Annotated in this window: 18 protein-coding genes; 6 read left to right on the top strand and 12 right to left on the bottom strand. The window is 63.8% G+C overall.

Annotation, left to right across the window (positions count from 1 at the left end; translation table 11 throughout):
* Positions 1-297: 297 nt before the first annotated feature.
* Positions 298-2,568, top strand: coding sequence for an NADP-dependent malic enzyme (locus ACTHNR_RS07770; protein WP_440546991.1), 2,271 nt, complete (start codon positions 298-300; stop codon positions 2,566-2,568).
* Positions 2,569-2,756: 188 nt separating this feature from the next.
* On the opposite strand, the gene ACTHNR_RS07775 is transcribed toward ACTHNR_RS07770, so the two are convergent.
* Positions 2,757-6,344 carry an indolepyruvate ferredoxin oxidoreductase family protein gene (locus ACTHNR_RS07775; RefSeq protein WP_440546992.1) on the bottom strand — a complete coding sequence of 1,196 codons (3,588 nt, stop codon included), beginning with the start codon at positions 6,342-6,344 and terminating at the stop codon, positions 2,757-2,759.
* 395 nt (positions 6,345-6,739) lie between these two features.
* Between ACTHNR_RS07775 and ACTHNR_RS07780 the strand changes: the two genes are divergently transcribed.
* A complete protein-coding gene (locus tag ACTHNR_RS07780) occupies positions 6,740-7,039 on the top strand; it encodes a hypothetical protein (protein WP_440546993.1) in 300 nt (99 codons plus the stop codon).
* Positions 7,040-7,150: 111 nt separating this feature from the next.
* Here the strand turns inward: ACTHNR_RS07780 and hppD are convergent, their stop codons facing one another.
* Entirely contained in the window at positions 7,151-8,248 is a 1,098-nt protein-coding gene (gene hppD / locus ACTHNR_RS07785; protein ID WP_440546994.1) for a 4-hydroxyphenylpyruvate dioxygenase, read from the bottom strand.
* Positions 8,249-8,404: 156 nt separating this feature from the next.
* Between hppD and ACTHNR_RS07790 the strand changes: the two genes are divergently transcribed.
* Complete coding sequence (locus ACTHNR_RS07790; RefSeq protein ID WP_440546995.1) at positions 8,405-8,896, top strand: Lrp/AsnC family transcriptional regulator; 492 nt, start codon at positions 8,405-8,407, stop codon at positions 8,894-8,896.
* 138 nt (positions 8,897-9,034) lie between these two features.
* Here the strand turns inward: ACTHNR_RS07790 and ACTHNR_RS07795 are convergent, their stop codons facing one another.
* The 7 genes from ACTHNR_RS07795 to paaA all read right to left on the bottom strand — a co-directional run bounded on the left by ACTHNR_RS07795 (position 9,035) and on the right by paaA (position 14,660).
* Complete coding sequence (locus tag ACTHNR_RS07795) at positions 9,035-9,706, bottom strand: GNAT family N-acetyltransferase (protein WP_440546996.1); 672 nt, start codon at positions 9,704-9,706, stop codon at positions 9,035-9,037.
* A gap of 241 nt (positions 9,707-9,947) precedes the next feature.
* Complete coding sequence (locus ACTHNR_RS07800) at positions 9,948-10,553, bottom strand: TetR/AcrR family transcriptional regulator (RefSeq protein ID WP_440546997.1); 606 nt, start codon at positions 10,551-10,553, stop codon at positions 9,948-9,950.
* A gap of 189 nt (positions 10,554-10,742) precedes the next feature.
* Positions 10,743-11,831 (bottom strand): 1,2-phenylacetyl-CoA epoxidase subunit PaaE, encoded by a 1,089-nt coding sequence (gene paaE / locus ACTHNR_RS07805; RefSeq protein ID WP_440546998.1) that lies wholly within the window; start codon positions 11,829-11,831, stop codon positions 10,743-10,745.
* A 2-nt stretch (positions 11,832-11,833) separates the two neighbouring features.
* Positions 11,834-12,400: a 1,2-phenylacetyl-CoA epoxidase subunit PaaD gene (gene paaD / locus ACTHNR_RS07810; protein WP_440546999.1), complete on the bottom strand. Its 567-nt coding sequence runs from the start codon at positions 12,398-12,400 to the stop codon at positions 11,834-11,836.
* A 47-nt stretch (positions 12,401-12,447) separates the two neighbouring features.
* The gene (gene paaC / locus ACTHNR_RS07815; protein ID WP_440547000.1) at positions 12,448-13,251 is read right to left on the bottom strand and encodes a 1,2-phenylacetyl-CoA epoxidase subunit PaaC; all 804 of its coding nucleotides are present in this window, start codon (positions 13,249-13,251) and stop codon (positions 12,448-12,450) included.
* 22 nt (positions 13,252-13,273) lie between these two features.
* Complete coding sequence (gene paaB, locus ACTHNR_RS07820) at positions 13,274-13,558, bottom strand: 1,2-phenylacetyl-CoA epoxidase subunit PaaB (protein ID WP_206950850.1); 285 nt, start codon at positions 13,556-13,558, stop codon at positions 13,274-13,276.
* Between the two features lie 55 nt (positions 13,559-13,613).
* Positions 13,614-14,660, bottom strand: coding sequence for a 1,2-phenylacetyl-CoA epoxidase subunit PaaA (gene paaA / locus ACTHNR_RS07825; RefSeq protein WP_440547001.1), 1,047 nt, complete (start codon positions 14,658-14,660; stop codon positions 13,614-13,616).
* Between the two features lie 232 nt (positions 14,661-14,892).
* On the opposite strand from paaA, the gene ACTHNR_RS07830 reads away from it, so the two are divergent.
* Positions 14,893-15,075, top strand: coding sequence for a hypothetical protein (locus ACTHNR_RS07830; RefSeq protein ID WP_440547002.1), 183 nt, complete (start codon positions 14,893-14,895; stop codon positions 15,073-15,075).
* Positions 15,076-15,095: 20 nt separating this feature from the next.
* Here the strand turns inward: ACTHNR_RS07830 and ACTHNR_RS07835 are convergent, their stop codons facing one another.
* Genes ACTHNR_RS07835 through ACTHNR_RS07845 form a run of 3 tightly spaced genes read right to left on the bottom strand, consistent with a single transcriptional unit; the run spans position 15,096 to position 16,355 of the window.
* Positions 15,096-15,569 (bottom strand): lytic transglycosylase domain-containing protein, encoded by a 474-nt coding sequence (locus ACTHNR_RS07835; RefSeq protein WP_440547003.1) that lies wholly within the window; start codon positions 15,567-15,569, stop codon positions 15,096-15,098.
* A gap of 30 nt (positions 15,570-15,599) precedes the next feature.
* Positions 15,600-16,022, bottom strand: a complete 423-nt coding sequence (locus ACTHNR_RS07840) for a hypothetical protein (RefSeq protein ID WP_440547004.1) — start codon at positions 16,020-16,022, stop codon at positions 15,600-15,602.
* A gap of 15 nt (positions 16,023-16,037) precedes the next feature.
* Complete coding sequence (locus ACTHNR_RS07845) at positions 16,038-16,355, bottom strand: hypothetical protein (protein ID WP_440547010.1); 318 nt, start codon at positions 16,353-16,355, stop codon at positions 16,038-16,040.
* Between the two features lie 325 nt (positions 16,356-16,680).
* Between ACTHNR_RS07845 and ACTHNR_RS07850 the strand changes: the two genes are divergently transcribed.
* Both ACTHNR_RS07850 and ACTHNR_RS07855 read left to right on the top strand, forming a co-directional pair.
* Positions 16,681-17,985, top strand: a complete 1,305-nt coding sequence (locus tag ACTHNR_RS07850) for an SGNH/GDSL hydrolase family protein (protein WP_440547005.1) — start codon at positions 16,681-16,683, stop codon at positions 17,983-17,985.
* A gap of 33 nt (positions 17,986-18,018) precedes the next feature.
* Positions 18,019-18,255: a hypothetical protein gene (locus ACTHNR_RS07855; RefSeq protein ID WP_440547006.1), complete on the top strand. Its 237-nt coding sequence runs from the start codon at positions 18,019-18,021 to the stop codon at positions 18,253-18,255.
* The last annotated feature ends 96 nt before the right edge of the window (positions 18,256-18,351 follow it).

Below are 18,351 nucleotides of genomic sequence, written 5' to 3' on the forward strand. Positions count from 1 at the left end.
TGGAAATGAGCGTGAGGCGGGCGGGATGGCCCGTTGGCGCAGGCGTGTTTCCTGCGCGCGTAGGCGGGTATTTTACCCGACTTCCGGATCGCGCCCCCTGGAAAGCGAGATTAGGGGGTGTACACTAGGCGCCCCGCGAAACGCTCCCGCGCCGTCTGCGCTACCCGCGACAGACACCGCGCCGCGCCCACACGGCGCACGAGTCGACCGCCGCAGTCGCTACCTAGCCGATTTGCCAGGCGCGGCGCCGGCGCGAGCGTGCCGGCCCAAATTCAATTAGAACTCCCAGGTTTGATCATGGACGAACAACTGAAACAAAGCGCCCTCGCCTACCACCAGAATCCGAAGCCCGGCAAAATCTCGGTCACGCCCACGAAGCCGCTGTCGAACCAGCTGGACCTTTCGCTGGCGTATTCCCCGGGCGTCGCCGCCGCTTGCGAGGCCATCCACGCCGATCCGCTCGACGCGCAGAAGTACACCTCGCGCGGCAATCTCGTGGGCGTCGTGACGAACGGCACCGCCGTGCTCGGCCTCGGCAACATCGGCCCGCTCGCGGCCAAGCCGGTAATGGAAGGCAAGGGGTGCTTGTTCAAGAAGTTCGCCGGCATCGACGTGTTCGATATCGAATTGGCCGAATCGGACCCCGACAAGCTCGTCGAAGCGATCGCCATGCTCGAGCCCACGCTCGGCGGCATCAACCTCGAAGATATCAAGGCGCCCGAGTGCTTCTACATCGAGCAGAAGCTGCGCGAGCGCATGAAGATTCCCGTCTTCCACGACGACCAGCACGGCACCGCCATCATTGCCTCCGCCGCGATCCTCAATGGTCTGAAGGTAGTCGGCAAGGATCTGGGCAAGGTCAAACTCGTATGCTCGGGCGCCGGCGCGGCCGCCATTGCCTGTCTCGACCTGCTCGTGAAGCTCGGGCTCTCGAAGCAAAACGTGCTCGTCGCCGATTCGAAGGGCGTCATCTACGAAGGCCGCGGCAATCTCGATCCGTCCAAGGCCCGCTATGCGGCAGTCACCGACGCCCGCACGCTGGCCGACGCCATCAAGGGGGCGGACGTGTTCCTCGGCTGCTCGAGCGCCGGCGTGCTCAAGCCCGAGATGGTCAAGGAAATGGGCGATCGGCCCTTGATCCTCGCGCTGGCCAATCCCGAGCCCGAGATCCGTCCCGAGGACGCCAAGGCCGCGCGCCCCGACGCCATCATCGCGACGGGCCGCTCCGACTATCCGAATCAGGTCAACAACGTTCTGTGCTTCCCGTTCATCTTCCGCGGCGCGCTCGATGTCGGCGCGACGACGATCACGGAAGAGATGAAGCTCGCCTGCGTGCGCGCGATCGCTGAATTGGCCGAGGAAACGGATCAGGGCGACGAAGTCGCGAAGGCCTATGAAGGCCATTCGCTCGAATTCGGCCCGGAATATCTGATTCCCAAGCCGTTCGATCCGCGCCTCATCATCAAGATTGCACCGGCCGTCGCGCAGGCGGCGATGGACTCGGGCGTCGCGACGCGCCCGATCCAAGACATGGACGCCTACCGCGAGCAACTCGGCGCCACCGTCTATCGCACGGGCATGGTCATGCGCCCGGTGTTCGCCACGGCCAAGAAGAACGCCGCGCGCATCGTCTTCGCCGAGGGCGAGGACGAACGCGTGCTGCGCGCCGCGCAATTCGTGCTGATGGAGAAGATCGCCAAGCCGATCATCGTCGGACGGCCGGCCGTCGTCGAAATGCGCTTGCAGAAGATGGGCTCGAAGTTGAAGACGGGCGTCGATTTCGAAATCGTCAATCCCGAGGACGACCCGCGCTTCACGCAAAGCTGGCAGCTTTATCACGACATCGGCGCGCGCGACGGCGTGACGCCCGAGATCGCGAAAGCGGCGATGCGCAAGTTCAATACGCTGATCGGCGCGATCCTGATCCGCCTCGGCCAGGCCGACGGCATGATCTGCGGCATGATCGACACGTATCACAGCCATCTGAAGTACATCGAGCAAGTGCTCGGCCGCGCCCCGCAAGCCGAGCATTTCGCCGCGATGAATCTGCTGATGCTGCCGGGCCGCAATTTGTTCATTTGCGATACGTACGTCAACGAAGTGCCGAGCGCCGAGCAGTTGGCCGACATGGCGATTCTGGCCGCACGGGAAATCGAGCGTTTCGGCATCGTGCCGAAGATCGCCCTGCTGTCGAACTCGAACTTCGGCAGTGCGCCGTCGGCGTCGTCGCAGCGCATGGCGGCCGCACGCAAGATGATTGCCGAGCGCGCGCCGCAGCTGGAAGTCGACGGTGAAATGCACGGCGATGCAGCGCTCTCGGAGCTCATCCGCAAGCAGTCGTTCCCCGGCACGACGTTGACCGGCGAAGCGAATCTACTGCTGATGCCGAACGTGGAAGCCGCGAACATCGCGTACAACCTGCTGAAGATGGTGAGCGGCGAAGGCGTGACGGTCGGGCCGTTCTTGCTCGGCGCGGCCAAGCCCGTGCACATCCTCACGCCGGCCGCGACGGTGCGACGGATCATCAACATGACGGCCGTGGCCGCCGCGAACGTGCGGGTTGAGTAAGCGCGTTCGTACCCGGCGGTTCGGCTTCGGCGGTGCGCATCGAGTCGATCGAATGCGTCGCCGCCAACTGGACTGGCGCCACTGCGCAGGCGGAATAAAAAAGGCGACTGTCCTGGGGCAGCCGCCTTTTTCTCATCGATGCTCGCTCGGCGTCGCGCGAAGCGTCGGTCGAGTCGCGCTGGGGCTTCTTACGCCGCGTGCCTGGTCGCACCGCCCGGCGCACGCCAGCGCGCCAGCAGGTCATTCCACTTCACGCGCACCGCCTTCAGGTTGTTTTCCTTCACGTGACCGAAGCCGCGGATGCCGTCGGGCAGATTCGCGAGTTCGATCGCGAGCGGCAGATTGTCCGTCTTCAACCCGGACACGAGTTCACGCACGAGACCCTCGTACTCGCCGATCAACGCGCGCTCCGTGCGGCGCTCCTCGGTCTTGCCGAAGACGTCGAACGCCGAGCCGCGCAGGAATTTCATCTTCGCGAGCAGCTTGAACGCCGACCCCATCCACGGGCCATATTGCTTCTTCACGAGGTGGCCCTTCGCATCCTTCTTCGCGAGCAGCGGCGGCGCGAGATGGAAGTTTAGTTTCCAGTCGCCTTCGAACTGCGCTTGCAGCTTCGCGAGGAACGCCGGGTCCGTCTGCAGGCGCGCGACTTCGTACTCGTCCTTGTACGCCATGAGCTTGTACAGGTTGCGCGCGACGGCTTCGGTGAGCGCCTCGCCGGCGGCATTGCCTTCATTGACTCCGCGCTCTGCCGCCCGCACTTGCGAGACGAGCGTTTCATAGCGCTTCGCATAGGCCGCGTCTTGGTAGGCCGTCAGCTGCTCCACCCGCTTGGCGATCAGCGCATCGACCGACTTCTTCGTATGCAGCGAGATCACGGACGCGCCGGCATCGGTCGAGCCGGCGGCGGGTTTGGCTGCCCGCTCGACGCTGGCGAGGTCGAACGCGGCGCGCCGGCCCCATTCGAACGCGGCAAGATTCTTCTCGACTTGCACGGCGTTCAGCTCGATCGCGCGCACGAGCGATCGATACTCGAGCGGCAGCCAACCGCGCTGCCAAGCGTAGCCGAGCACGAACGGGTTCGTGTAGATCGCGTCGCCGAGCAGCGCCACGGCGAAGCGGTTCGCGTCGACGAGATCGACGTGCTCCCCGGCCGCCGCGCGCACATCTTGCTCGGTGCTCGTGCCCGGGAACGTCCAATTCGGATTCTTGATGAACTCGGCCGTCGGCGTCTTCGAACTGTTGACGACGACACGCGTTAGACCGAACTTCATGCGCGACGTGCACTCGTCGCCTGCGGTCACGATCGCATCGCAGCCGATCACGAGGTTCGCCTCGCCCATCGCGATCCGCGTCGCGTGAATGTCGGTCGGCGCGTTAGCGATCTGCACGTGGCTCATCACCGCGCCGCCCTTTTGAGCCAACCCCGTGACGTCGAGAACCGTCACGCCCTTTTGCTCGAGGTGCGCAGCCATGCCGAGCAGCGCGCCGATCGTCACCACGCCCGTGCCGCCCACGCCCGTGACGAGCACGCCGTACGGGCGCGCGATCTCGGGCAACGTCGGCTCCGGGATCGGAGGCAGATCGTCGCTCGCCTTGGCGGCGAGCGCCTTCGGCTTGCGCAGTTGGCCGCCTTCGACCGTGACGAAGCTCGGGCAGAAGCCCTTCAAGCACGAAAAATCCTTGTTGCAGCTCGACTGATTGATCTGGCGTTTCGTGCCGAACTCGGTGTCGAGCGGCTCGACCGACAGGCAGTTCGACTGCACCGAGCAGTCGCCGCAGCCTTCGCAAACGGCCTCGTTGATGACGACGCGCCGCGCCGGGTCGGGGAATTCGCCTTTCTTGCGGCGGCGGCGTTTTTCGGTGGCGCAGGTCTGGTCGTAGATGAGAATCGTCGTCCCCGCGATTTCGCGCAGTTCGCGCTGCACGGTGTCGAGCTCGTCGCGGTGGCGGATCGTCACGCCCGGCGCCAGCAGCGTCGTGCCGCTGTATTTCTGCGGCTCGTCGGTGACGATCACGATCTGCTTCGCGCCTTCGGCAGTGAGCTGATGCGTGATCTGCGGCACCGTCAGCACGCCGTCGACGGGCTGGCCGCCCGTCATCGCGACGGCGTCGTTATAAAGAATCTTGTAGGTGATGTTCGCCTTGGCCGCGATGGCCGCGCGAATAGCGAGCAACCCCGAATGGAAGTAGGTGCCGTCGCCGAGGTTGGCGAATACATGCTTCTCTTCGGTGAACGGCGCCTGGCCGGTCCAGGCGACGCCTTCGCCGCCCATCTGGCTGAACGTGCTGGTATTGCGGTCCATCCAGACCGTCATGTAGTGGCAGCCGATGCCGGCCATCGCACGCGAGCCTTCGGGCACGTTCGTCGACGTATTGTGCGGGCAGCCCGAGCAGAACCAAGGCTTGCGCTCGGCGGTCACGCGAGGCTTGGCCAACGCCTTTTCCTTCGCCTCGATCACGGCGATGCGCGCCGCGATGCGCTCGCGCACGTCCGAAGGCAATTCGAACTTTTCGAGCCGCGTCGCGATGGCCTTGGCGATCAGCGCGGGCGAGAGCTCGTAATGCGCGGGCAGCAGCCAGTTGCCCATCGGCACCGACCATTCGCCGCCTGCGCCGTCCTTCTCGTCGAACTTGCCGAACACGCGAGGGCGCTGACCGTCGGGCCAGTTGTACAGTTCTTCCTTGATCGCGTATTCGAGAATCTGCCGCTTTTCCTCGACGACCAGAATTTCGTCGAGTCCGCGCGCGAACGCTTGAGCGCCTTGCGCTTCGAGCGGCCAAACGCAGCCCACCTTGTAGAGCCGAATGCCGATGCGCGAGCACGTTTCGTCGTCGAGCCCCAGGTCGACGAGCGCTTGGCGCACATCGAGGTAGGCCTTGCCGCCCGTGATGATGCCGAAGCGAGCGTGCGGCGAATCGATCTCGACGCGATCGAGCTTGTTCGCCCGCACGTAAGCGAGCGCGGCGTACCACTTGTAGTCGAGCAGACGCGCTTCCTGAACGAGGGGCGGATCCGGCCATCGAATGTTCAGGCCGCCCTCGGGCATCATGAAGTCGGACGGCAGGACGATCTGCGTGCGATGCGGGTCGATGTCGACCGATGCCGACGATTCGACCACGTCGGTCACGCACTTCATCGCGACCCATAGGCCCGAATAGCGGCTCATCGCCCAGCCGTGCAGGCCGAAGTCCAGATATTCCTGCACGTTCGACGGAAATAGAACGGGCAGACCGCACGCCTTGAAGATATGTTCGGACTGGTGCGCAAGCGTCGAGGATTTGCAGGCGTGATCGTCGCCGGCCAGCACGAGTACGCCGCCGTGCCTGGACGAGCCGGCCGAATTGCCGTGCTTGAGCACGTCGCCCGAGCGATCGACGCCGGGGCCTTTGCCGTACCACATCGAGAACACCCCGTCGTACTTGGCGCCAGGGTAGAGATTGACTTGCTGCGTGCCCCATACGGCCGTCGCCGCGAGATCTTCATTGATCCCAGGCTGGAAGACGACGTGATTCGAGGCAAGGTGCTTCTTGGCTTTCCAAAGGGCGAGGTCGAGACCGCCTAGGGGGGAGCCGCGATAGCCGGAGATGAAGCCGCCCGTATTGAGCCCGGCGGCTTGGTCGCGTGCGTGTTGCAGCATCGGCAGGCGCACGAGCGCCTGAATGCCGCTCATGTAGGCTCGGCCACGTTCGAGGGTGTATTTGTCGTCGAGCGTGACGGAAGACAACGCGGCTTCGAGCGAGGCTCGCTGACCAGCGTCTAGCGGGGCATTCATTATGTTGACTCCTCAACCCTGTTTGGGATCACCAAAACGTCTCAGCGGCCGGTCCGCATCTTGTGGATGCTCCGTCCGGGGCCGCCATATTGGCGGATTTTTTGCGATGGTAGCACTGGTGGAAACCCGCCGCATCGATCAAAAACAATGCCATCGCTTATCTGGTAAGCGATTGACGGAAGCTCGATATCTCGCAAAGGGCCCGCAAGACGAGCGCTGCCCGCTTCGTATCCGTCTGTAACCGCCGTAACGTGTTGTTTTTAGGCTGGAACACGCCAGGGCGACCTGGTCTAATTTCCCCACTCGCCGATGCATTGGCGAGCACGCGTCTTGGCGTCGCGCCGGCTCACCTAGCCGCGAGAGGCGCTGACGGCGCGCCAACATAAGGAGTACAGATGGAAAAGCGACACGTTCAAACCTTCTTGATGGTTTCGGCCGCATTTTTCGCGATGAGCTTGCCCGTGCGCCAGGCACAGGCCGGCGTGGTCGCGGCGGCGGTTTCCCGCACGATCGCGCAAGCCGGCCTCGGCGCGAGTCCCGCGGAGGCATGGGCCGCCTCGCTGGGTGAAGGCCGCGCGGCGCGCACGCCGTTCGCGCAGGCGAGCCACGCGCATGCCGCTTCGGTCGAAACGGCTTCGACCAAACACGCCGGAGCGGGCAAGGACGCCGACGCCGCGCCGTTCGCCCTGATGTAATCGACGGTGAGCCGTGGCGGCCCGGCCTGTGGCACTGGTATGCCAGGCCGAACGTGCATACCACCGGCTCACCTCGCTTACGCGGCCCAAAGCGGCCGCGCGCCGCAAGGCTCAGGCCTTGTCTTGCACGACCCCGCGGCGAATCTGATCGAGTTCGATCGATTCGAACAGCGCCTTGAAGTTGCCTTCCCCGAACCCTTGATTGCCCTTGCGCTGGATGATCTCGAAGAAGATCGGTCCGATCTGGTTTTCGGTGAAGATCTGCAGCAGCAAGTCGTCCTTCTCGCCGTCGATCAGAATCTTGCGCTTTTTTAGTTCGTCGAGCGGCTCGTTATGCCCCGGAATGCGGCGGCTCACCAGCTCGTAGTACGTGTCGATCGTGTCCAGCAGCTTGATGCCCGACGCACGCAAGCCATCGACCGTCCCATAGATATCCGACGAGCCCAGCGCAATGTGCTGAATGCCCTCGCCGCGATAGGCGTCGAGGTATTCCTGAATCTGACCGGCCGTCTCGGAACCCTCTTCGTTGATCGGAATGCGGATCTTGCCGCACGGTGAAGTCATCGCTTTCGACTTCACGCCGGTCACCTTGCCTTCGATGTCGAAATAGCGGATCTCGCGGAAATTGAAGAGCCGTTCGTAGAATGCTGCCCATTCCTGCATGCGCCCGCGATGGACGTTGTGCGTCAAATGGTCGATGTAAGTGAGGCCATGGCCGACGGGATGCGGATCGGCCCCGGCAATCGGTTCGAAGTCGACGTCGTAGATGTCGATGTCCCCCACGCTGCCCGCTTGCGCGCCGTTCTTGCCGCGCCAACGGTCGACGAAGTAGATCAACGAATCGCCGATACCCTTGATGGCGGGGATATTCAGCTCCATCGGGCCTGTCTTGTTGTCGAAGCCCCAGGCGCCGAGTTCCAGCGCATGCCGGTAAGCCTTCGCGGCGTCCTGCACGCGAAATGCGATGGCGCAGATCGACGGGCCGTGCAGCCGCGCAAACCGTTGCGCGAACGAATCGGGCTCGGCGTTGATGATGAAGTTGATGTCGCCCTGACGGTAAAGCGTGACGTCCTTGTGGCGATGGCGCGCGATGGCGGTGAAGCCCATCTGCTCGAACAGCTTGCCGAGCGCCTTTGGATCGGGCGCCGTGTATTCGATGAATTCGAAGCCGTCGGTGCCGACGGGGTTGTCCCAGGTTTGAACCTGCATGTTCGTCTCCGTATCTATGTCTCTGCGACCCGGCGCCGCAGGCCATCAATAGACGCAAGTGTATAGCGGGTGTGCGGGCGAAAATTTGCGAACTTGCGCGCCGTCCACTACGATTGCGCAATTTTATGGCTACAAGAAACGAAAGGGAGTGGGAAAATGGCCGAGATCGAGCTGGATGCCGTCGATAGGCGCATCCTCGCGTTTTTGCAGGAAAACGGGCGCGCGTCGAACCAGGACATCGCCGAGCGCGTGAACCTTTCGCCGAGTCCCTGCCTGCGGCGCATTCGGCGGCTGGAGGAATCCGGCATCATCCGCGGCTACGTGGCGCTGCTCGATCCGCAAAAGCTGGGCCTTGGTTTGCTCGCCTACGTGAACGTGCGGCTCGAGAAGCGGGGCGGTGCGACAGGCCACGCCGGTACGACGCACGCCGAACTCTTTCGCGCGGCGGTGCAATCGTGGCCCGAGGTCGTGGCCTGCCACGCGATGACCGGGGAGATGGATTACCTGCTGCGCGTCCAGGTGAAAGACATGGTGCACTTTTCACGCTTCGTGCAGGATCAGTTGCTCCACCATCAGTCGGTCATCGACGTCAAGACGAGCTTCGCGCTCGAATCTTTCAAGGAAACGACGGCCTTGCCGATTCTCTGAGTGCTCTGATCGCGCTGATCGTCTGGCAAGCGGATGGGCGCCGGCGATGCGTACAAAAGACAACGAGGCGACCGAAGCCGCCTCGTCGAGCGCGTCGCACAGGGGGGGCACGACACGCTAGGGAAAGAGGGAAAAGCGTTACGCGACCGCTTCGGCAGGCATGATCGCCTCGATGAAGCGCGCGGTATTGCGCGCCTGGCGCTTGATCGCATAGTCGAACACGGCGGCTTGCTCTTGCAGCATTTCGCTGATGATGCTTGCTTGATCGGCGGGCGGAAGCGTCAGGTACGCGTCGGCGCTGCCGTATGCGTACTCGATCTTCATGCCGGCTTTCTTCGCGATGTGCATCATCGTCGTGTTGCGCGAGAGGCAGTACATGTAAAGCGTCGTCACGCGCGTGTTGCGGCCGTGGATGGCGGCGCGCGCAAAAAGCTTGGAGCCGACGCCGATGCCGCGCGAGCTTTCGAGCACCGACACGCCCAATTCGGCCGTGCGCTGTTCGCCCTCGGCCGGCAGATAGGCGAGGTGGCCGACGCCGACGAGTTCGAGCCGATCGTTATAGACGCCGAACACTTTGTCGCGCGTGAAATCGATCGAACGGACGTAGTTTTCGACCACATGGTCGGGCGCGGCTTGGCCGAAGCGCAAAAGACGGTCGTCCTCGCCAAGCGCGAGAAAGTGCGCGAGCAGCGAGTCGAGGTCGCCCGCCGTCAGTTCGCGGACGAGCACCGATTCACGATGGGCCGCCTGCGAACGGCGGTCGTGCTGCTCGATCGACGCGACGGTGCGAGTAGTAGGGTGCGGATTCATCGTGAGTTCTCCTTTTCGTCATGCGCGCTCATGCTGCGACGCAATGCGAATTCTACCCGACATGCATGGGCAGAACTAGGGAAAACCCGGATCCGTGACTGAGAACGACTTCTATTTCGCTCGGGAATTGAGCTAACTCGCTGATTTTACGGTAAAAACAATCTGTTGTTTTGCTGCCCCATGTCATTTTGACCGATCAGAGATGATCATTTGTTCTGTTGCGGCGCGGCAATCTCCGCTGTCACGGTCCGGTCAACAGCCCCCGCTCGAGGACATCGATGACCTGATCGGCGAACGCTCGATAGCCCAGGCGGCCGCCAGGCTTGAGCCAGGTGAACGTCCAGTTGATCATGCCGAACACCATCATCGTGAGGGCGGTCTGATTGTCCCGGGTCACGCGCTCGGGGTAGGCGCGCGCAAGCTGACGGGCGAACGCCGCGACGATATCGCGCTGGCGGTCGAGGATCACTTCGCGCTGGGTTTCGACCAAGTACTTCACGTCGTTGAGCAGCGCCACGTGTCGGCTGTGCGACGTTTCGTATTCGGCGAGAAACGCGCGCACGAGCTCGGCGAAGGTTTCGCGCTCACCCAGGCCGCGTCGCTGGCTCGATCCTTCGACCTCGGCGATGATCAGCATGAGCCGCTTCGTGTAGCGGTCGAGCAGATCGAACAGGATCGCTTCCTTGCTCTCGTAGTAGTGATACAGGCGCGCTTTCGAGGTACCGCTCGCCGCGGCGAGTTCCGCCATCGACGTGCTCGGGTAGCTCGTTTGCGCGAACGCGGCAGCGGCGAGCTCGAGAATCTGCTCGCGTTGGGTTTCGTGATCGGGTGCTCGGGTGCGGGCCATGGTGTCGTCTTGGTTTCGGGCCGGCGCAGGTGCAAGGCGAGGGTGGCTTTCGAGTCGTGAGGGTCGTCGCTTCTCTTTGCTACGCTTTGCTTCTTTTGACGCCGCGCACGGCCCGCAGGCCGCCGCGGCACATGTCGTTTCAGGCCGCCGCGGCGCTAGTGTAAGCGAAACGCGCGGCGCGTCCTTCGATCATCGCTCGTCGTAGCTCACGACGACGCGCTCGCTCACAGGATGGCACTGGCACGTGAGCACGAAGCCGTCGCGGATCTCTTGCTCTTCGAGCGTGTAGTTCTTGTCCATCTTCACCTCGCCCTCGAGCACCTTGGCCCGGCACGTGCAGCAAACGCCGCCCTTGCACGCATACGGCAGCGCCAATCCGGCATGCAGGCCCACGTCGAGCAGGCTCGCGCCTTCGTACGGCAAGCGCAACTTGCGGCGATTGCCGTCGATGACGATCTCGAGTTCGGCCGCCGGGGTCTCGTCGGTGATCTCGACGACGGCCGCGCCCGCTTGCGGCAGCGGCGAGCCGAAGCGCTCGACGTGCACCTTCGATTCGTCCACGCCCGCGGCCTTGAGCGCCGCCTCGGCGGCGTCCATCATCGGCGCGGGGCCGCATATGAACGCCTCGTCGATCGATGCGGCGGGGACGAGCGCGTCGAGAAACGCGGCGCACTTCGCTTGATCCAGCACGCCGTTGAACAAATCGACGTCCTGCATATCGTCCGACAACACGTTGTAGAGGACGAAGCGGCTCATGTAGCGATTCTTCAGATCCTCGAGTTCCTCGGCGAACATGATCGCGTCGACACTGCGGTTGCCGTAGATCAGCACGAACGTGCTGCGCGGCTCCATGTCGAGCGTGGTCTTGACGATCGCGAGCACGGGCGTGATGCCCGAGCCGCCCGCGAACGCGACATACTGCTTGCCCTGTTCGGCGTTCAGATGCGTGAAGAACCGGCCGTCCGGCGTCATGACGTCGATCGAGTGGCCCGCCTGCAGCGTATCGAACGCGAAGTTCGAAAAGCGGCCGCCGCGCACGCGCTTGATGCCGATCCGCAGTTCGCCGTCGCGATCGTAATCGGTGACGCCCACACAGATCGAATAGGATCGCCGCGTCTCCTCGCCGTCGACATGCGCCTTGAGCGTGACGAATTGCCCTTGCGTGAAGCGATACTGGTCGCGCAGTTCGGGCGGCACTTCGAAGGAGACGGTGACCGCGTCGGCGGTTTCGGGCCGCACCTCGCGGATGCGCAGCGAATGGAATTGCGGAGTCGCCATGTTCAGTAGGGTTTGAAGTAATCGAAGGGTTCGCGGCAGTCGAGGCAGCGATAAAGCGCCTTGCATGCCGTGGAGCCGAACTGCGCCAGGCGCTCCGTATGCGCCGAGCCGCAGCGCGGGCAGGCGGGGGCGGCGACGGCGCGCGGCACGAAGCGAATTGCCTGCTCTTTGCCGGCGTCGCTCGCGCAGCGCCCGCCGGGCGGCGCGATGCCGTACACGCGCAGCTTTTCTCGGGCTTCGTCGGTGATCCAGTCGGTCGTCCACGCCGGCGCCAGCACCGTCTTGATCCGGTAGGGCGTCAGACCCGCGCCCTCGAGCGCGTGGCCGACGTCCTCGGCGATATGCGCCATGGCCGGGCACCCCGAGTACGTGGGCGTGATCACGACTTCGAGGGCGCCGTCCTCGGCCCGCTCGACGCCGCGCAAGATACCGAGCTCGCGGATGGACACGACCGGAATTTCCGGATCGGGCACCGATTCGAGCACTGCCCAAGCCCGTTCCAACTCATCGCCATGGGCGGCTGCCGCGGACGGGGCGGTATGCGCGGAAAAGTTAGCTGTAGGTCGCATGTCGAAGAACTGAAGCCAAGGCGCCGGCGCTGGCGATCAAAGGGGAGTCACCACGTCGCGCCCGGATGTTGGCGCGCGAGGCTTTGCATTTCCGCAAGCAAGAAGCCCATGTGCTCGGAGTGCTCGCCGCGTTTGCCCGTCGTCACGTGCTGGACGGGCGCGGGCGGTGTGAGCGTGGCCTCTTCGAGCGCGGCCTGCACGTCGCGTTGCCAGGCCGCCTCGAAATCGGCGGCGCGCACGCCGACGCCCGTGGCTGCCACGGCGTCTTCGATCGCATCGGAGGTGAAGCACTCGCGCATATACGGCATCAAATGGTCGAGGGCCGCTTGCGCGCGCCGATGGGACTCTTCGGTACCGTCGCCGAAGCGAATCAGCCATTCGCGCGCGTGCTGCAGCTGATAGCGCGTTTCCTTGATCGACTTCGATGCGATGGCCGCGAGCTGTGCATCCTTCGAGGCCTCCAGCGCCGTCCAGACGTGCGCCATCAGCGCCGTGTAGAGGTAGTTGCGCACGATGGTCACCGCATAGTCGCGATCGGTGGCGGCCGTTGCGCTGAGCGGCCCATGGTGCGGTAGCTCGACGAGCGTGTAGTTGGCGAACTCGCGCTCGCTGCGCCAGTACGCGTAGTCGTCTTCGGTCTTCTTCGCGCCGGTCAGCGTTTGTTCGAGCGTGGCCGCGTGCGAGTAGAGCAGGCGCGCTTGACCGATGAGGTCGAGGCTCATGTTCGCGAGCGCGATGTCCTCTTCGAGCACCGGGCCGTGACCGCACCATTGCGCATTGCGCTGACCCAGGATCAACGCATTGTCCGCGAGACGCAGCACGTAGGAGAGATGTTCGTTCGTGATCGTCATGACTCTTTTACGCGCTTGCGCGTCACATGTGGTTGACTGCGTCGGGCAACGTGTAGAACGTCGGATGCCGATAGATCTTGTCGCCGGCCGGTTCGAAAAGGTCTGCCTTCTCGTTCGGATCGGACGCGGTAATCGCGCTGGCGGGCACCACCCAAATGCTCACGCCTTCCTGGCGCCGCGTATAGACGTCGCGCGCCATGCGAAGCGCCATCGACGCATCGGCGGCGTGCAAGCTGCCGCAGTGCTTGTGATCGAGGCCTTGCTTGCTGCGCACGAACACTTCCCAGATCGGCCATTCCTTGTTCATTGACTCACTCCTGAATGCTTAATCAAACTTGGCGAAACGCGCGAGAGGCGACATATCAGGCGGCTTCCTGCTGCATGCGGCGACGCACTTTTTCCGCGTGGGCGAGGGCGGCCTCGCGTACCCAGGCGCCGTCTTCGTGAGCCTTGACGCGTGTGGCGAGGCGCTCTTTGTTGCAAGGGCCGTCGCCGTTCACGACGCGCCAGAATTCTTCCCAGTCGATCACGCCGTAGTCGTAATGACCGCGCGTCTCGTTCCATTTCAGGTCGGGGTCGGGCAGCGTGACACCGAGCACCTTCGCCTGCTCGACGGTCGCATCGACGAATTTCTGCCGCAGATCGTCGTTGGAGATTCGCTTGATGCCCCACTTCGCCGATTGATTGCTGTGAACGGAATCCTTGTCGCTCGGGCCGAACATCATCAGCACGGGCCACCACCAGCGGTCGACGGCTTGCTGCACGAGTTCGCGCTGCGCGCTCGTGCCCTTCATCATCGCAAGCAACGCATCGAAGCCTTGACGTTGATGGAACGATTCCTCCTTGCACACGCGGATCATCGCGCGGGCGTAGGGGCCGTACGTGCAGCGGCACAGCGGAATCTGGTTCATGATCGCGGCGCCGTCGACGAGCCAGCCGATCACGCCCACATCCGCCCAGGTGGGCGTCGGGTAGTTGAAGATGCTCGAATACTTGGCGCGCCCGCTGTGCAAGGCATCGACGAGATCGTCGCGCGAGACGCCCAGCGTTTCGCACGCGCTGTACAGATACAGCCCATGGCCGCCTTCGTCCTGCACCTTCGCGAGCAAGATTGCTTTGCGCTTGAGGCTCGGTGCTCGCGAAATCCAGTTGCCCTCGGGCAGCATGCCGACGATTTCCGAATGCGCGTGCTGCGAGATCTGCCGCACCAACGTCTTGCGGTAGGCGTCGGGCATCCAGTCTTGAGGCTCGATCTTGCCGTCGGCGGCGACGACCGTGTCGAAGCGCGCCTGCTCGGGTGTGCTGGCGCCCGCATCGAGCGCCGCGACGTTGCCCGGAATGTCGAGGGATTGCGTATACCTGGGGAACGGTCTCGTCCTGAGTTGTACGTTGGTCGGAGTATAAACCAACCGACCGGTCGGTTAATAATAAATTTAACGGGGCCGGATGTTCAGGGCGAGGGGCGACAAACATACCGCGGCAAGATTGGTAAGGCGCCGCGCCGTGCGCGAAAATTGCGAGCGACGTTCGCTGAAGGTGCGTTGGAAGTCCGGCCAGCAGTTGTGTCGCTGGCTGCTAGACTGGAGATGTCGCCTTTTACCCTAATCGTCCAGTGGGTTCGGTCACCCGAGCCATCCGATCATGACCACCGTTTATTACGTGAAGACCGGCGACCAATACCTCTGCCCAGGAGAGGACGGCGACATTGGCTTGACGCCCTCATTCGAGGAGGCCGAGCATTTCCTCTCTTACGAGGAAGCCGAGCGCGCCGCGCACGAGCACGCTGAACCGGGCTACGAGATCATCGCCCAGCCGCGCGGCTAAGGCGAGATTTGACGCAACCGCTAGTTCGCCATGCCCCAGGATACGAGCACCCGGTGGATGCTGCGCGCGTATTGGTCGCGAAGCGAAGGTGTCTCCGAGTGGTAGGCGCCGATTGCGTGCCACGTATTGCCGTAGCGGATCATCTTCTGTTTGAGCATCCAGGCGGCCACGTAGGTATTCACGCAGGCGTCCTTCAGTGCGCCGGGCGGCACACCGTAGCGCCGCAACTCCGAAAAGTGCACCGAATTGATCTGTGCCTGTCCGACGTCGATGCTGCCGTCGGCGTTTCGATGGATTGCGTTCGGGTCACCCTTCGATTCGTACCAAGCGATCGCGCGCAAGACTAGCGGGTTCACGCCCTGATAGGCGCCCGCCTGGGCGAAGCAATCCTCGCTTGCGCGCGTGGCTCCGGCGCCGCAGAGCAGGCATGCTCCGGCGAGCAGGGCGAAGCGGCGCGCGAAGGAACCGAAGGGGCGCGATGACGTCATGGGCATAGCTCCAAAAGGCGGGGATTTCGAGCGGTGTCACCGCGCCTGGGCGACCGACACCGCGCCGGCGCTTGCACGCGAATCGCGGGGCGCAGCCCGCAAGGCGTCGTCTAGTTTGTGTTCGACGTCGGCCAGGTAGGCTTGAGAAGCGTCGCTCACCACCATCCGCACCCTCGTTTCCACCACCTTGTGCGGCGTTGGCCTGTGGGCTTTCTTGCCATGCCGGCGGCCCGCGGGCGCGACCGTTGTCGTGGTCTCCTCCAACTGCTCGGCGGCGGACGGCGGGAGCGAGGCCAGCGACGGCAACGGCGGGAACAGCTGGTTCGGCCCCGCTGCTTCGGCCGACGGCTTCACCGACAGAGGCGATGCACCGCCGAGCGCGGTCGTTTCGGCGTGAGCGGCCGGCAAGAGCGCTAGAACGAGCGCACCAGGGAGCAGAAAGGCAGAGCGGGAAATCATTGTCGTCTCCGGACGCTATTCGGTTGGCTTGACTTGCACGCTATAGGGCTGGCAGCTTCCGACGGCGATGTTCTCAATCTGAACCGCTCCGGCGCGCGAGGCCGTAATGCCGCGCTTGACCGACTGGTTGAGGTAAGGGAAGTCCTGCGCCAGCGCGGCGATGACGACTGTCGTCGGCTGGGGCTGTTTGGCCGCCAACGCGCCTACCTTCGCGAGCACGGTGCTCAGGTGCGGATCGCGCGCGCCGAGCGCGTCGGGGGGTATTACAAGATCGACGATCTTGATCTGCGCCTGGGTGGCGGACGCCTGTGGCGCTTGGCCGCCGGAACGCATGGCTTGCAATTGCGCGCACCCCGAGAGGGCGACGACGACCAAAAGGCTGGCGAGCGGGCGGTTGGGCGCTTTCACGTTGATCTCCGACACTGGAGACTGTGTTATCGGCACCTAATGCCCGATGATTAAAACCGACGAAAGCGAAGTTCGGGAAAACACGGGCCTCACCTTCGGCGATTGCGGTCGAACTCACCCGCAATAGAGGGGCTCGTGCCTGCCTGGACCGTCCGGCGGGCCGACGTACGCCGGTCGAATGTTCTACTTATCGCCGCGGGCATTCGTGAGGCACAATCGGCGCTCCGCCAGTCCTTGATGTCTTTGTCAGATGTTTCCCCGTTTCGTATTGATTTCGCACGCTTCGATTTCACGCTCACTGCGCGCCGCGCTGCCGGCACTGTTGGCGTTCGCATGCATTCACCCGTCGGCGCGCGCGGCGGCGCCGGTTCAAAGTCAGGGTTCTTGGGTGGCGGCTTGGGCGAGCGCCATGCAGTCGATCCCCGATCTTGCCGATCCGCCGCCGCTGTACCGCACCCCGGACGTCGCGGGGCGCACGGTTCGTCAGATCGTCTATCCGACCGTGTCGGGCAGCGGCGTGCGCATCCGGGTCAGCAATGCATACGGACGCGGCCCGCTCACGCTCAGCTATGTCGCCCTGGCGCAATCGGCCGGCGGCGCTGCCACGCGAGCCGGCACCTCGGTCGGCGTGACCTTCGGCGGCAAGGCGGCGGTGACGCTCAAGCCTGGCGCCGAAATCGACAGCGACCCGATTCGCGCGGCCGTGACGGCCGGCGAGCCTTACGCGATCAGCCTCGTGGCAGGGCCCAATCAGACGATGACCGCATGGCATCGCGTCGCCAATCAGATCAACTACGTTTCGACGCCGGGCGATCACGCAGCCGAGACATCGCCGAGCGCGTTTGCCCGCAAATTTACGGAGTCGGCCTGGGTTAGTGCGCTCGAAGTGCGGGCTCCGGCTGCAGGTGCGGTCGTGGCGATCGGGGATTCAATCACCGACGGCTTGCGCTCGAGCTTGAATCGAAACCACCGCTGGCCCGACGCGCTCGCGCGCCGGCTCGCCGAACGCGGGACGGCGCCGGCCGCCGTTCTCAATCTGGGAATCAGCGGCAACCGGCTGCTGAGCGATTCGCCGTGCTACGGCGAGGCGCTCGAGCGGCGGTTCGAGCGTGACGCGCTTGGCCAGCCGGGCGTGGGCACGGTAATCGTGCTCGTTGGCATCAACGACATCAATTTCGCGTCGATGCCGCCGCGCGCGGGGCTCGACTGTGACTTTCCGCATACTGCCGTGACGGCGCGCGATTTGATCGACGGCTACCGGCGTCTCATCGAACGCGCGCATCGAAGCGGCGTCCGGATCGTCGGTGCGACGCTGACCCCCGCGTCGCTCCCGCCCGCGCGCGAAGCCGTACGCAAGGCCGTCAACGATTGGATCCGCACGAGTCACGCGTTCGATAGCGTGGTGGATTTCGATGGCGCGCTCAGAGACGGGGCGCATCCCGATCGTTTGCAGAGGCGGTTCGACAGCGGCGACCACATTCACCCGAGCGACGATGGGTATGCGGCGATGGCCGCCGCGGTGCCGCTCGACACGGTTTCGGCGTCGCATCGGTAGGACGAAAAAAGGCAACGAAAAAAAAGATGCGTCATGCCCTTGTCACATGGGCCAGGTTTGACCTACTATTCGCTTCCTCGTTTGAGAGGCGGCGACGAAACGGCGCCGGCGGCAACAAGTTTTAAGCGAAGTGCTAAAAAAACTGTTGACGCGATGCAAAAGGTTCTGCATAATCTCATTTCTCTGCTGCTGACGCAGCAACGCAAGACGGGCGGTGCTAGAAGGGAAGTTGTTCTGGTGCTGTCGACGGTTGAGCGACGCGATCTTTAAAAATTTACAGCCGATAAGTGTGGGCGCTTGATAGCGAACGCAGGACTGGATCTTCGGATTTGGTCCAAGCGAAAGTATCAAGTCTCACACAGTATT

Origin of the sequence: Trinickia sp., from assembly GCF_051954495.1 — a bacterium.
Classification (GTDB): Bacteria; Pseudomonadota; Gammaproteobacteria; order Burkholderiales; family Burkholderiaceae; genus Trinickia.

What these genes read in the sequence shown, in the direction of transcription:
- ACTHNR_RS07845 (WP_440547010.1), bottom strand. Translation starts at nt 16,355, where the DNA reads ATGCGTTCCGGCGGCCAAGCGCCACAGGCGTCCGCCACCCAGGCGCAG.
- ACTHNR_RS07855 (WP_440547006.1), top strand. Translation starts at nt 18,019, where the DNA reads ATGCCCTTGTCACATGGGCCAGGTTTGACCTACTATTCGCTTCCTCGT.
- ACTHNR_RS07850 (WP_440547005.1), top strand. Translation starts at nt 16,681, where the DNA reads ATGTTTCCCCGTTTCGTATTGATTTCGCACGCTTCGATTTCACGCTCA.
- hppD (WP_440546994.1), bottom strand. Translation starts at nt 8,248, where the DNA reads ATGCAGGTTCAAACCTGGGACAACCCCGTCGGCACCGACGGCTTCGAA.
- paaB (WP_206950850.1), bottom strand. Translation starts at nt 13,558, where the DNA reads ATGAACAAGGAATGGCCGATCTGGGAAGTGTTCGTGCGCAGCAAGCAA.
- ACTHNR_RS07800 (WP_440546997.1), bottom strand. Translation starts at nt 10,553, where the DNA reads ATGGCCCGCACCCGAGCACCCGATCACGAAACCCAACGCGAGCAGATT.
- ACTHNR_RS07780 (WP_440546993.1), top strand. Translation starts at nt 6,740, where the DNA reads ATGGAAAAGCGACACGTTCAAACCTTCTTGATGGTTTCGGCCGCATTT.
- ACTHNR_RS07790 (WP_440546995.1), top strand. Translation starts at nt 8,405, where the DNA reads ATGGCCGAGATCGAGCTGGATGCCGTCGATAGGCGCATCCTCGCGTTT.
- paaD (WP_440546999.1), bottom strand. Translation starts at nt 12,400, where the DNA reads ATGCGACCTACAGCTAACTTTTCCGCGCATACCGCCCCGTCCGCGGCA.
- ACTHNR_RS07840 (WP_440547004.1), bottom strand. Translation starts at nt 16,022, where the DNA reads ATGATTTCCCGCTCTGCCTTTCTGCTCCCTGGTGCGCTCGTTCTAGCG.
- ACTHNR_RS07770 (WP_440546991.1), top strand. Translation starts at nt 298, where the DNA reads ATGGACGAACAACTGAAACAAAGCGCCCTCGCCTACCACCAGAATCCG.
- paaC (WP_440547000.1), bottom strand. Translation starts at nt 13,251, where the DNA reads ATGACGATCACGAACGAACATCTCTCCTACGTGCTGCGTCTCGCGGAC.
- ACTHNR_RS07835 (WP_440547003.1), bottom strand. Translation starts at nt 15,569, where the DNA reads ATGCCCATGACGTCATCGCGCCCCTTCGGTTCCTTCGCGCGCCGCTTC.
- ACTHNR_RS07795 (WP_440546996.1), bottom strand. Translation starts at nt 9,706, where the DNA reads ATGAATCCGCACCCTACTACTCGCACCGTCGCGTCGATCGAGCAGCAC.
- ACTHNR_RS07775 (WP_440546992.1), bottom strand. Translation starts at nt 6,344, where the DNA reads ATGAATGCCCCGCTAGACGCTGGTCAGCGAGCCTCGCTCGAAGCCGCG.
- ACTHNR_RS07830 (WP_440547002.1), top strand. Translation starts at nt 14,893, where the DNA reads ATGACCACCGTTTATTACGTGAAGACCGGCGACCAATACCTCTGCCCA.
- paaE (WP_440546998.1), bottom strand. Translation starts at nt 11,831, where the DNA reads ATGGCGACTCCGCAATTCCATTCGCTGCGCATCCGCGAGGTGCGGCCC.